Origin of the sequence: Parabacteroides sp. HGS0025 (assembly GCF_000969845.1) — a bacterium.
GTDB lineage: Bacteria > Bacteroidota > Bacteroidia > Bacteroidales > Tannerellaceae > Parabacteroides > Parabacteroides gordonii.
This window is the reverse complement of the sequence record NZ_KQ033902.1, coordinates 1,490,246-1,504,033: the sequence shown is the minus strand read 5'-3', so window position 1 is coordinate 1,504,033 and position 13,788 is coordinate 1,490,246. Positions and strand designations below refer to the sequence as shown.

The 13,788-nt window shown below is 43.4% G+C and carries 11 protein-coding genes; 3 read left to right on the top strand and 8 right to left on the bottom strand.

From position 1 onward, the window contains the following. Nucleotides 1–29 precede the first annotated feature (29 nt). Nucleotides 30–521 (top strand): SPOR domain-containing protein, encoded by a 492-nt coding sequence (locus HMPREF1212_RS05575; RefSeq protein WP_028727458.1) that lies wholly within the window; start codon nt 30–32, stop codon nt 519–521. A 221-nt stretch (nt 522–742) separates the two neighbouring features. On the opposite strand, the gene HMPREF1212_RS05570 is transcribed toward HMPREF1212_RS05575, so the two are convergent. Both HMPREF1212_RS05570 and HMPREF1212_RS05565 read right to left on the bottom strand, forming a co-directional pair. Further along, nucleotides 743–1,612 (bottom strand): carbohydrate kinase family protein, encoded by an 870-nt coding sequence (locus tag HMPREF1212_RS05570; protein WP_369800802.1) that lies wholly within the window; start codon nt 1,610–1,612, stop codon nt 743–745. 178 nt (nt 1,613–1,790) lie between these two features. Continuing rightward, entirely contained in the window at nt 1,791–4,529 is a 2,739-nt protein-coding gene (locus tag HMPREF1212_RS05565) for a hybrid sensor histidine kinase/response regulator transcription factor (protein ID WP_046148699.1), read from the bottom strand. Between the two features lie 101 nt (nt 4,530–4,630). Here HMPREF1212_RS05565 and HMPREF1212_RS05560 point away from each other — a divergent pair, with 101 nt between their 5' ends. Both HMPREF1212_RS05560 and HMPREF1212_RS05555 read left to right on the top strand, forming a co-directional pair. Next, on the top strand, nt 4,631–5,098 hold the full coding sequence (locus HMPREF1212_RS05560) for a WbuC family cupin fold metalloprotein (RefSeq protein WP_046148698.1): 468 nt from the start codon (nt 4,631–4,633) through the stop codon (nt 5,096–5,098). A 3-nt stretch (nt 5,099–5,101) separates the two neighbouring features. Then, on the top strand, nt 5,102–5,614 hold the full coding sequence (locus HMPREF1212_RS05555) for a DUF4833 domain-containing protein (protein ID WP_046148697.1): 513 nt from the start codon (nt 5,102–5,104) through the stop codon (nt 5,612–5,614). A gap of 263 nt (nt 5,615–5,877) precedes the next feature. Here the strand turns inward: HMPREF1212_RS05555 and HMPREF1212_RS05550 are convergent, their stop codons facing one another. The 6 genes from HMPREF1212_RS05550 to HMPREF1212_RS05525 form a co-directional block, all read right to left on the bottom strand. Beyond that, the gene (locus HMPREF1212_RS05550) at nt 5,878–7,335 is read right to left on the bottom strand and encodes an IS1182 family transposase (protein ID WP_046148182.1); all 1,458 of its coding nucleotides are present in this window, start codon (nt 7,333–7,335) and stop codon (nt 5,878–5,880) included. 161 nt (nt 7,336–7,496) lie between these two features. Continuing rightward, nucleotides 7,497–8,744 carry a DUF1015 domain-containing protein gene (locus HMPREF1212_RS05545; RefSeq protein WP_046148696.1) on the bottom strand — a complete coding sequence of 416 codons (1,248 nt, stop codon included), beginning with the start codon at nt 8,742–8,744 and terminating at the stop codon, nt 7,497–7,499. A 12-nt stretch (nt 8,745–8,756) separates the two neighbouring features. After that, nucleotides 8,757–9,680: an NAD(P)-dependent oxidoreductase gene (locus HMPREF1212_RS05540; protein WP_046148695.1), complete on the bottom strand. Its 924-nt coding sequence runs from the start codon at nt 9,678–9,680 to the stop codon at nt 8,757–8,759. A gap of 2 nt (nt 9,681–9,682) precedes the next feature. Continuing rightward, nucleotides 9,683–10,750: a 3-phosphoserine/phosphohydroxythreonine transaminase gene (serC, locus tag HMPREF1212_RS05535; RefSeq protein ID WP_028727449.1), complete on the bottom strand. Its 1,068-nt coding sequence runs from the start codon at nt 10,748–10,750 to the stop codon at nt 9,683–9,685. 130 nt (nt 10,751–10,880) lie between these two features. Next, nucleotides 10,881–12,152, bottom strand: a complete 1,272-nt coding sequence (locus HMPREF1212_RS05530; RefSeq protein ID WP_028727448.1) for a replication-associated recombination protein A — start codon at nt 12,150–12,152, stop codon at nt 10,881–10,883. A 226-nt stretch (nt 12,153–12,378) separates the two neighbouring features. Continuing rightward, nucleotides 12,379–13,542 carry a site-specific integrase gene (locus HMPREF1212_RS05525; protein WP_046150242.1) on the bottom strand — a complete coding sequence of 388 codons (1,164 nt, stop codon included), beginning with the start codon at nt 13,540–13,542 and terminating at the stop codon, nt 12,379–12,381. Between the last annotated feature and the right edge of the window lie 246 nt (nt 13,543–13,788).

Here is a 13,788-nt window from a genome sequence, read left to right as displayed (position 1 = left end):
TTGCACAAGTAATTTAAGAACTGAACAGTATGAATAAGATTTGGTTATTTGGAGCCGCTATAAGTATGGTATTAGCATTCGGCTCATGTAAACCTAAACAGAGTGCTTATAAGGCTGCTTACGAACAGGCCAAAGAAAAAGAATCTACAGCTCCTGTTGAGGTAGTAGAACAAGAAGAAGAGGTGGTAGAGGAAGTCGCTCCGGTTTCCAAACCCAGAACTTCGACTGCAACCACACGTGCGGAACGGATCAATGCTGCACAAGGTGAAGACGCAAGCCGTCTGAAACGTTACAGTGTAGTGATCGGTAGCTTCAAGAACAAAACAAATGCTTACGCCCTGAAAGAACGTATGCAGAATGATGGCTACAACGCTGTATTAGGTGAAAACGAACAAGGTATGTTACGCGTAATCGTTGCCAGCTTCAATGACAAAGCTGATGCAGCCGACAGCCGCGACGCTATCAAAGCAAAGTATGCTCCTAATTTCCAGGATGCATGGTTACTGGAAAGACAGTACTAATATACTTTTTATAAAAATACACCGGAAGGGATTGGCTTATAGCTAATCCCTTTTTTTATACAAACCAGAATTTATACATCTTAAGCCAACAAAAAAGGCCCGGAACCTCCGGACCTTTTCACCAACTTAAACTAAAAACCTAAAACTAACCATCTTTTTGCCTTAAAACTAATACCTAATACACACAATCTAATCTATAATAGCATTGAAACATCCATAATTTATTCGTATGCCGGCCATGCACCTTTATTGGAGCAGACAAACGCTGCAATCTTCACGGCATACTGGTGCGCTTCTTCCAAACTACTCCCCTTCAACAATGACATTATCAGGGCGGCCGAGAACGCATCTCCTGCACCAACCGTATCGACCACTTCCACTTTCGGGGTCGGCAATGTAGAACTTCCCTCCGGCGTATACACGGCACTATAAGAAGCTCCGCCTGTCAGCACCACCATTTTCAGATTATAATTCTTCATGAACCAGGTGGCTACCTCCTCTCCCGAACCTTTCAGTCCGAACAGGTCTTTCAGTTGAAGCATTTCCTCTTCATTCATCTTCAGCACATTGGCCAGGTAAAGCGATTCTTCGATCAAGACCTTATCATAATAATGCTGGCGAAGGTTGATATCGAACAAACGGTATGCCGTATCCGGTGCAAAAGAAAGAATTGCCTGAATCGTTTCACGTGATTGCAAAGAACGCTGTCCAAGTGTACCGAAACAAATCGCATCCGCCTGTTCTGCCAGGTCGACAGCACCGGCCGTCGGTGACATATGATCCCACGCAACCCTTTCGGTAATTGTATATTCGGGGATTCCGTCCTCCTTCAGCTCGACATCTACTGTCCCGGTCGGATAAGGAACTTTATCTATCAGATACCGGATAGAATTAGTATCCAGTTCGTTCAAAATCTCATGTCCGTTAGCATCATCACCGATGGCACTGATAGCAAATCCTTCGGCACCCAGGCGGGAAGCATGATAAACAAAATTGATCGGAGCACCGCCCGCGGTCTTTCCAGTAGGAAGCAGATCCCAAAGGAGCTCACCTATACCGACTACGATCGGTTTTCTATTTTGTTGTTTCATTTCTTCCATTATACAGACACACTACCTTATTCGTTATTTTACCACTTTTTTGATGATGCAAAAGTAAAGGAAGAAAAGGATACGGACGATAACGAATGCTACAAGATTAATAACTATCGTTACATAATTCATTTAGTATCAACAGTTACATACGGATGTTACATAAATGTAACGAGAGTTATTCTTTTCCCGGATATTCGGTCGGAGTTATGTTGTATACGGCTTTAAAACATTTGGAAAAGTATGCCGGCGAAGCGAAGCCGGTAGCGTAAGCAACCTCATTCACATTATATGTTTTCTGCTGCAACAGGACGGCAGCACGTTTCAAACGGTAATTGCGCAGGAAGTCGGTTGGCGTTACCCCCGTCAGCTCTTTTACCTTTCGGTAGAGGTGTACACGGGAAAGTCCGATCATTTCGCTGGCCTTCTCTATACTGAAATCGGAATCGGCATACGACTCTTCTATCAATTTCACGAACTTGCTCATAAACAGTTCGTCCAGGCTTTCTACCTTTTCAAACTTCATCTCGGCAGTAGAAGGGGATTGGAGTTTCTGTGCAAGAGCTTCCCGCAGGCGGCTCCGTTCTTCCAGCCGTTTGATAATACGCAACTTGACTTCCTCCATATTGAACGGCTTCTGAATGTATTCGTCCGCACCACTGGCTATACCATACATACGTTGCTTGTCATCAGACAAGGCCGTTAGCAGGATAACAGGGATATGGCTGAATGCCATGTCCGACTTTATCTTCTTACATAAATCATATCCGTTCATTTCCGGCATCATGATATCGCTCAAAACGATCGATACATCTTCATTCTGTAGTATCTCCCAGGCTTTCGCCCCGTTCTCTGCCAATAAGATGCGAAAATTCCGTTGCAATTCTTTCTGCAGATAAGCGCTGATATCAGGATCATCTTCGGCAATGAGGATTGTATAATCATACGTACGGTTCACCATTTCCTCCATTTCTTTCGTGTCCAACTCGGCAACTCCACTGGATAGCTCGGTGACGGAAGGGGCAAACGTGCAGGTCCCGTCAAAATGGGATTTGCCTTTCGGTAGTTCAACGGTAAAGACGGTTAACTTGCCCGGCGTACTTTGCACGTCGATATGTCCTTTATGCATACTGACAAACTCCTGGGTAAGATGCAGGCCGATCCCTGTCCCGGTTATATAATTCTGATCGCCTGTAAAGAACTGGTCGAACACGGAAGCGATATTCTCACGGGGAATACCTTTCCCGTTATCTTCCACGGACAAAGTGATGTAACCCGTATGATCCTGTAAACGAATCGTTACGGTTCCACCGTCCGGCGTAAACTTAAAGGCGTTCGACAACAGATTAGCCAGTATCTTCTCCATCTTATCCGTATCGACCCAAAGATAGACAGAAGAGATATCATAAATAAAAGAATAGTTTATCTGCCTGCTCTGTGCCATATTCTCGAAATACGACTTTACCTCGGCAATAAAAGCGACCAGTTCCACCTGCGTAACCCGCATATTCATCTTGTTACTCTCCACTTTGCGAAAATCGAGCAACTGATTGACCACCCGCTTCAACCGTTCCGCATTCTTCTTGATTATATGGATATCGTCGGCCAGCGGCGAACCTTCCGGCAGTTCTTTCGACAACTTGTTCAACGGGCCAAGTATCAAGGTGAGAGGTGTTTTGATTTCATGGGATACATTGGTAAAGAACTGTAACTTACGGGCAGTCGCCAGCTCGACCTTGCGGTTGGCAGCGGCCAGTTCCTCCTTTTGCTGTTCCACCTGTATATTCGTCCGTTTCAATTCATGGTTCTTTCTCTGTACCTTCCGGTAGATATGTATCACATAAAGAGACATCAAAATCAATAACCCCATCAGCAACAGGATCATCCCTACCGAGTTTTGCAGGAAGCGGTATTGCGAAAATATTTCATCCAGGTTATTACGTTGCTTCTCAATCTGCTCCTGGTAATTGGTCAGCTGCTCCGATTGCAGATACATGGTACCAGCATTTCCTTTGTCGATCAGGGCGGATGTCAGAGCATATTCTTTGGAGACGAATTGCCCGGTCAATATCTGCCAAGCCACCTTGATAGCCGTGCTACCCCCTGTCGGATACAAGAACGAAGCCGTCAGGTAACCGTTTTTGACAGCTTCTATCCCCCGCCCCGCACCGGGCAAAGCATCTATGCCGATAAACCGGATCCTTTCGGCAGCCCTCGGGTCTCTTGACAGGATCGCTTCCCGGGCAGCCAACGCCATCCGGTCGGTATGGGCATAAACAATATCGATATCGTCAAACGAACCTAAAGCAGCGATATTCTTCTTTGTCTCCTCATAATGCCATCCGCCTGTCACCTCTTTTATCGTGATATTCTCATTCCCGACCAATGCATCTGTGAAACCCTGATGGCGTTCGCGTGCCGAAGAAGAGCCTTTCCTACCCCATATTTCGACAATTGTCGTTTTCTCCTTGAGCAATGAGTTGACATACAGACCTGCCGAACGTCCGATCTCATAATTATCAGCCCCAATATATGCTGTATATTCGTCCGAATCGATCTTCCGGTCGATAATGACCGTCGGTATCCCCGCCCGGAAAGCCTCAACAGCAACCGGTGTCACCGGCTTGGACTCATTAGGTGATATGATAAGAAGGTCTACCTTCTGCTTTATGAATGACTTGATATCAGCCACTTGTTTATCATTATCTTCTTCAGCGTCTTTTATCTTCAGTATCAGGTTGGGATAATCCGAAGCCTTCACCTGCAAATCCAGCAACATGGCTTTCTGCCAGGCATCGTTACTGAAACATTGTGAGACTCCCACTACATAAGTTTTTTCCTTCCCCTCCCGCTTACACGATAGAACAAGAGAAAGCATAAAGATCATAAAGCAGAGACGAAGTATAAAAGACCTCATGTATTTGTTGATTTTTGGGTTCCGCACAAATGTAAGGATTATCAGTAGAACAGCCAAGATTTATTTTGTACATTCGTAGCTTAAAATAAAACTTATTCAACATGAAAATAATTAACGAACAATTACTTGACGAAACAACAGCCCGGGCCAAACAGTCTCCCCGCCTGCGCATGAATTACAATTTTCATGAAGAACTGGACGATCCGGTAAACCGCCTGCTCAACGCAATGGAACCGGGCACCTATATCCGTCCGCACCGCCATCTGAACCCGAACAAGGATGAAATATTCCTGCTTCTCCGCGGCAAAGCGATGCTCTTTCTTTTCGATGAAGAAGGAAATATCACAGAAAAATTGTTGCTCGACCCGAAAGCCGGCTCGTATGGTGCGGAAATCAAACCTGGTATCTGGCACTGCCTGCTTGTACTGGAATCAGGCACGGTGGTTTATGAAGTGAAACCGGGGCCTTTCGCCCCTCTGCATCCGGAGAATATGGCACCGTGGAGCCCGGAACCGGACGACGAAAAAGGTATCGACGAATATTTAATTTATCTTACTTCCCAATTATAAGCGATGAAAACAATTTATTTAATCCTGCTTCTTTCCCTTATTACGGTAGTCCATGCTTCCAACCCGGACGACAGTACCTATCCTACTGCCGAGCGGCTTTTCCATATCGCCCGAAGCCTCAACAAAAACCTGGTATGCTACGACGTGAACCTGGAAAACGGCAAGCTGAATACGAAATCTCCTCTCAACATCTACTGGGTAAACCGGGAAGAACGGGTGGGAGAAACCAACGGCTTAAGTTATTTCCAACGTAAAATGGCTTACGGCTACAAACTGGTATCGGAAGGTGACGACACCAGTGAAGTGACCCTGACTGCCTACTCCGGCAAGAAACTGACGATCTGCAAAAAAGACTCCAAATATGTCTGCATGACAACGATCGACAACCAACCGGCCATACTCGAATCGCTCTACGTAAAAGGCAAGCCCAACAATCCGTTAGGCGTTGAATATGTCGAATTGCAGGGAACGGCAATCGATACAGGGGTGAAGGTGACAGAGAGGGTGAAGAAATAAGGATATTCAAAAGACATAAAAGTTCTCTTATAATAAAGGAGAACCTATAAAAAAAGCCTCAGACCAAAAGGAGGGCACTGAAAAACCTTTTAGATTTTCAGACAAATCTCTTCCGTTGCGCTAAAAAATTAAAGTTGTCAAGTCCTAACTTTGGATTTGGCAACTTTCTTTTATTGAACGAGACTCTTTGAAATGCTTATAGAATCGCTCACATGAGCCATTAAGCCCATTTCTCGATCAATTATTGTAAAACAGCCCTCACTTTAGATTAATTTGAGTATTCTCTTGATGTTTGCAGCAAATATGACCATAGCACCTTGCAGTTGCATGCAAGAGATCCCGTATGATAAGGCTCTGTCATATCCGAATACTTGCTTTAGTTCCGCATTTTTAGCTTCAATTTTGTATCTTGTTCGAGACTTGGCCTTAAATTCATCAGTACCTTGAAAAGTCAACTGTCGTTGGTGTTCGTCTGATTTAATGACTACCGAGTAGGTCTTTGTTTTTGATCCCTCTTTGTAACACCCTTCTCTTCGTGAGCATACACGACACTTATTAACATCGAAATAGTATACTATAGTTTGGTTTTTCGGCTGATTCTTTTTCCCTTGTCTAGCACGTCGTATTGCCATGTGCCCTGCCGGACATACAAACATGCCTACATCCTTGTTAAAATCAAATAGTTGTTCTTCCTTACGATGCCCCTGACTTATACCCGGATTAAGTCGGGCTACCAGTTCAAATCCGTTTTCACTCTCATCAGAGAGTTGAATATTATCTTTTCCTGAATAGGCGGCATCGCCAATAACGGTTTCTACCACCATACCATTATTGCGGCTTTGTTCTATGAGCTCAGGTAGTTGGGGACCATCGCCTTTTTCTCCCGAAGTAACTGTAGCTGCAGTTATTATGCGTTCATCACTCATGGCGATGTGAGTCTTGTATCCGAAAAACGAATCGTCTTCACTTTTGTGTCCAATGCGTGCGTCTTCGTCTTTGGATGTAACATAGTGATCTGCTATGTCTGTCAGAGTCTCTCGGAGCATATTAAGGCGCTCTTTAACTTTGGGGACATTTATCAGTGTTTCATCTGTTGATACCACATCAAGTAAAGCTTTGGCATAATCAAGTTCATTCTCTAAATTGTCATCTTCGTTTTTATTAGGTAAATGCTCCTTTATGGACTCATCGGTATCATAAAGGCTCTTTCTAAGTTGCTTTGAGCGGAGTCTTAAAACCTCAATCGGAGAGTAAGGGTTACTGCGAGAACCTGTGTGAGTGGCGTCAACAATGATCGTTTTCGATTTAATAATGCCTTTTTCGATGGCGATGGATACGGTCTTGCCAATAAGGAGGTTCAGCATATCTTTGTCTTTGAGGCGAAGTTTGCGGAATTTGCACAAAGAACTCGGATTGATGAGTTTTGTCTCTTCAGGTGACATACCAAGAAAATACTTGAAAGACATATCATAACGCGAACGCTCAACTACATCTACATCCGATATATCAAAGATGGTTTTCAGCAGAAGGTATTTGAACATCCGTACAGGGCTTTCTGCTGTTCGTCCATTGTCAATACAGTATTTATTCAAAAGCTCTTTGTGGATAAAGGAGAAGTCGATAAGGTCGTTTATACGGCGTAATAAATTGTCTGCCGGAACTATCAAGTCATATAAACTTGAGTATTGACTGAATTGGAAGGTCTGTTGAGATGGTACCATATCTGCTTGATTTATACCTATAAAGATAAGAAAAAGTCAGCACATATCCCAATATATTGGTGGATATGTGCTGACTAATTAGAAGCCGATTGCTATAAAAAGGACTTTTTCAGTGCCCTCACCAAAAGTCTGAGGCTTTTCTATTTATGGATAAATCGTTCTTATACCAATTTATGGATAACCAGTCCCGAACGTAGTTTCGGTTCGAACCAGGTTGTCTTGGGAGGCATGATATTTCCGGTATCGGCTATATCCATCAATTGCTTCATGGTGACAGGATACAGTGCCAGAGCCACTTTCATTTCCCCGCTGTCCACACGGCGTTTCAATTCGCCCAGACCACGGATACCACCAACGAAGTCGATCCGTTTATCCGAACGGAGGTCTTTAATACCCAGCACTTCATCCAGAATGAGGTTGGAAGAGATCGTCACATCCAGTACACCGATCGGATCATTGTCGTTGTATGTTCCCGGTTTAGCTGTCAGGGAATACCACTTACCGCCCAGATAGAGGGAGAAGTTATGAAGTCCGGCCGGTTTATATATATCCGTACCTTTTTCTTCTACGGTAAAGTTCGTTGCCACTTTTGAGAGGAACTCTTCTTCCGTCAATCCGTTCAGGTCTTTTACAACACGGTTATAGTCGATAATAGTCAACTGATTAGCCGGGAAGCAAACAGCCATAAAGAAGTTATATTCTTCATCCCCGCGATGGTTCGGATTCTGTTTTGCCTTCTCCGCTCCCACTAAGGCAGCAGCAGCCGAACGGTGGTGACCGTCTGCTATATATAATGAAGGCATCGCTTCGAATAACTCAGTGATGCGGGCAATATCTTTTTCTTCGTCGATAATCCAGAAGGTATGACCGAAACCATCCAGTTCTGCCACGAAGTCATATTCCGGTACCTTTACCGTATATTTCTTCACGATAGCATCCAGTTCAGGATTGTCGGGATAAGCAAAGAATACTGGTTCGATATTGGCATTGTTCACACGAACATGCTTCATACGGTCTTCTTCTTTATCGCGACGGGTCAGTTCATGTTTCTTGATATTGCCTTTCAGATAGTCGTCTACATAGGCACAAACAACCAAACCATACTGTGTATGTCCGTTCATTGTCTGTGCATAGACATAATATTGTTCTTTCTGATCCTGAACCAACCAACCTTTATCCTGGAACATCTGGAAGTTCTCTGCTGCTTTTTCGTAGACGGCAGCATCGTGTTCATCAGTTCCTACCGGAAAATCTATTTCCGGCTTGATGATATGGTATAAAGACTTTTCGTTTCCTTTTGCTTCTTCGCGTGCTTCTTCCGAATTCAACACATCATAAGGGCGTGAAGCGACTTCTTTTATTAAATCTTTTGGAGGACGGATACCTTTGAAAGGTTTAATCTTTGCCATAGTGTTGCGGATTTACTTATTTACTCTGAATTTTTCGTTTCCGTTCTGCAGGAAGTCAACAATCTGCTTTGCAGCTGCAATACCGGCATTGATATTCGCTTCGGCAGTCTGTGCCCCCATCTTTTTCGGTGTTCCGAAATAACGATCCGGATATTTAGCAGCCAGATCGGCATCGATAGCCGGTTTGATATCCGTGATATACTTAAAGTCAGGACGTTCTTCCATCATCTTAGCCAGGCCGGCTTCGTCAATCACTTCCTTACGGGCAGTGTTCACAACAATAGCGCCTTTAGGCATCGAGTTCATCAATTCGAAGTTGATAGAACCTTTTGTTTCAGCAGTAGCCGGAATATGAAGAGATACGATCTGGCAAGTCTTGAACAGGTCGGCGGTAGAAGCAACAGCCTTTACACCGTCTTTTTCGATAACGTCTGCGGGGCAGAAAGCATCGTAAGCATACACATCCATGCCAAATCCTTTGGCTATACGGGCTACGTTACGTCCTACGTTACCATAGGCCAGAATACCGAGCTTCTTGCCCATCAGTTCAGTTCCCGATGTTCCGTTATAAAAGTTTCTGACAGCATACACCAACATACCGAAAACGAGTTCGGCCACAGCGTTGGAGTTCTGTCCCGGCGTGTTCATTACACATACATTATGAGCCGTAGCGGCAGCCAGGTCTACATTATCGTAACCGGCACCTGCGCGAACAACGATCTTCAGCTCCTTGGCAGCATCCAATACCGGAGCATCGATGATATCACTACGGATGATTACTGCATTAGCATCCTTAACGGCATCCAGCAACTGGCTTTTGTCCGTATACTTTTCCAGAAGAGCTAGTTCGTAACCTGCACCTTCCACTACTTCACGGATACCTTTCACTGCTATCGCAGCGAAAGGTTTATCTGTAGCAACTAATACTTTTGTCATGATCAATGCTGTTTTTCAAATTCTTTCATTGTAGCAACCAACGCTTCTACGCTGCTCTTAGGCATTGCGTTATAAAGAGAAGCACGGAATCCGCCTACTGAACGGTGTCCCTTGATACCTACCATACCGGCAGCTGCTGCGAATTTGCTGAATTCTTCTTCCAGTTCTTTATATTCGTCGTTCATTACGAAGCATACATTCATGATAGAACGGTCTTCCACAGCGGCAGTACCTTTAAACAACTTATTACGGTCGATCTCATCATACAGGATAGCTGCTTTTTCAAGGTTCATCTTTTCGATAGCTGCTATACCGCCCAGTTCCTTATACCATTTCAATGTTTGCAATGCGGCAAAAATAGGGAATACGGGAGGCGTATTGAACATGGAGTCTTTCTTGATATGCGTATTATAATTCAGCATAGTAGGAATAGCGCGGTCTACATGTCCCAAAGCATCCGTACGTACGATAGCCAATGTTACACCGGCAGGAGCCAGGTTCTTCTGGGCACCGGCATAAATAATGTCATATTTGGAGATGTCGATCGGACGGGAGAAGATGTCGGAAGACATATCTGAAACCAAACGAACTTTCATATCCGGATCATAACGCATTTCCGTTCCATAAATAGTATTATTGGATGTGAAGTGGAAATAGTCTGAGTCTTCAGCAACCTGATAGCCTTTCGGTATAAAAGTATAGTTAGCATCTTTTGAAGAAGCAACAACGTCCACTTCACCGAACAATTTAGCTTCCTTGATCGCATTAGAGGCCCATGTTCCTGTATCCAGATAAGAAGCTTTCTTATTCAGCAAGTTGAAAGGAACCATACAGAACTGCATGCTGGCGCCACCGCCCAGAAATACAACCTCGTAGCCAGCCGGAACATCCAGTAATTCTTTAATCAATGCTCTGGCTTCGTCGTTTACTGCAACAAACTCTTTACCTCTATGAGATACTTCAAGAATTGACAACCCTGTACCTGCGAAATTCTCAACAGCTGCTGCTGCATTCTTAATCGTGTATTCGCTCAGAATAGAAGGTCCTGCAGAAAAATTGTGCTTCTTCATATCAATTTCTTTTTAATGTTATATATTATTTAAGTAACGTGTTTTTTAAAACAGGCGGCTAATGTACACCTTTTTTCTAAATATACAATCAATTCGTAAGAATTATTAGCCCACCAAAGACAGTTTATCACTAAAACCGATCACCCCATAGCTTTTTCATATGCTCGACCAGTTTTTGTTCTGCCGGATTATTCTGCCCTTTCCAGAAACGCTGATTAAGCACTTCTTTAGGCAAATAGTCCTGTTTAACAAAGTTGTCTTTATAATCATGTGCATATTTATATTCCTTACCATAATCCAACTCCTTCATCAACGCGGTCGGTGCATTGCGCAGATGAAGCGGGACAGGCAGGTTACCGGTACGTTCCACCAACGCCAGGGCATCGTTTATAGCCATATAAGCCGAATTGCTTTTAGGACTGCTGGCCAGATAGACCGTTGTCTCCGCCAGAATGATCCTTCCTTCAGGCCAACCGATTTTCTTCAGGGCATCGAAACAGGCATTTGCCAGTAACAGGGCATTCGGGTTAGCTAATCCGATATCTTCCGCCGCCGAAATGACAAGCCGGCGGGCAATGAACTCGGGATCCTCCCCTCCTGCCACCATACGGGCCAACCAGTAAATCGCACCATCGGGGTCGCTTCCCCGAATCGATTTGATAAAAGCCGAGATAATATCGTAATGCATTTCCCCGCCTTTATCATAGGCAGCCGGATTCTCCTGTAAACGCTCTACGACTCTCTCATCCGTTATTTCTATCGTTTCTGTTTCCTCAGCCGAGACAACCAGTTCCAGAATATTCAGAAGCTTTCTCGCATCCCCGCCGGAATAGCGCAACATAGCGTCTGTTTCTGTCAACCGGATATCTTTATCCTTCAGTATAATATCCTCTTTGACTGCTTTATTCAATAAGGTAAGCAGATCGCTTTTATCCAACGATTTCAACACATACACCTGGCATCGGGATAATAACGGGCGGATCACTTCAAAAGAAGGGTTCTCGGTCGTTGCTCCAATCAATGTCACGACTCCTGTTTCTACTGCATTCAGTAAAGAGTCCTGCTGCGATTTGCTGAAACGATGTATTTCATCAATAAATAAAATCGGAGATACAGTATTGAAAAAGCGGTTACCTTTTGCTTTTTCAATCACTTCACGTACATCCTTTACTCCCGAACTAATCGCACTCAATGTGTAGAAAGGGGCTTCCAGCTTATTGGAAATGATTTGTGCGAGTGTCGTCTTCCCCACTCCCGGAGGTCCCCAAAGAATAAATGAGGGGATACGGCCTGCATCGATCATTTTCCTTAGCACAGCGCCTTGTCCGACAAGGTGTTTCTGTCCGATATAATCATCCAACGTCTTTGGACGTAATCTTTCTGCTAAAGGTTGACTCATCATGCAGACAAAAGTCGGATATTTTATTTACTTTTCAAAGCATAAACACCGTAAAAATATATAGGAATTCTAATGTTTGAGAGCAGTATTTTATAACAAAAAGAAAGGCACACCGAGAGCACACCTATAGAAAGAAGAAGAAAAGATGTCATTTTGTCAACACGCATTAGAGAACACAGAAAAAATCTACGCTATATTCCCTACGTTCCCTAATGCCATTTTTATGCAATTACTTGATGCCACTCAGGCTGGAAAGGTCACGTACAACCGTCATATCCATAATGTTACTGTATATTTCCGTTGTACGCACGCTTTTATGTCCGAGAAGCTTCTGTACAGTCGTTATATTCGCTCCATTATATAATAATAAGGTAGCATTCGTATGCCGGGCAGTGTGGAATGAGACTTTCTTATCTATATTGGCCATCTTGGCAAGGCGGCGGAGCTGCTTGTTGATATTTGAATTAGCCGAAGCGGGCACTTCAAACAGCTCCCACGGACTATTTCTATATCGTTCATAAATAGCCAGAGATTTTCCTTCAAATAAAAGGAAAAGAGGCAGACGAACATTCACATCCGTCTTGACGGAAGAATAGACCAGCCATATTTTATCATCTATACAATGGAAGTTATCCCTCGTGATGCTCACTATATCCGAAAAACGGAGTCCAGTATAACAGCTGAACAGGAACATGTCCAACGTGCGCCGAAGCGTACGACGTCCCTTCAGGTTAGGGCTTTCCAATTGCTCCAGTTCCTCGGGAGTAAGATGCGATCTTTTACTTTCCATATATTTGATCTTATATTTACGGAAAGGATACCGGTGCAGATCGAATAAATCTTTATTGATCGCCAGATTGATATACCGCTTCAGATGTTTCATATGCTTGGCAATCGTATTCCGATGATACTTATTTACCAACAGGTAGTGTTCAAAATCGCAAAGAAAATTATAACTCAAGTCGTTAAAACTAACTTCAGCTTTGTACGAAGAAAGAACCTGCAATGTAGAAAAATGATTCTTCATTGTTGACGGTTTCAGATTACTCTGCTTGATCTCATTTTGCATAAACTGAGAAAAAGAAATCTGGCCAGTCTCTGGTTTCTCCTTCAGATCATTCAATGAAAATTCCTTGTTACTTTGGGCTATTTCAAGCTCCAGCTGCTCTAATTCTGCAACAAAATCAGACAAATACTGATTCAGAGACTCCATATTCGGATGATTCTTTACAGCTTTCCTCTTTGCGTCCCACTGATAAGGCTTAATATAAACCTTTGTTGAAAAATACTTCTTCTGCTTATTCAGATAGGCTTCCACCTGAATTAAAGCTTTCCCTTCTGAGTTTAACAGCTTCTTACGGTTAAACACCAAGTTGTAAATTACTTTTTCCATGATATATATTTTATTTTCTGAATGAAACACGAAGGAACGATAATAAGTTCTTTCTTTCGTATAAGACAAACTAAAAGTTTGTTATTACATATTTACCGGAGTTCCGACAAAATGAGACGCATCGATCCGGCCTCCCTTAAAAAACAAAAGATCTTATCGACTCTATTCTACAATTCGGATACAAAGATAAAAGAGACTTACCAATCATAAAAAACAAAAAACAAGAAGTGACAACCTAAAAAGGAA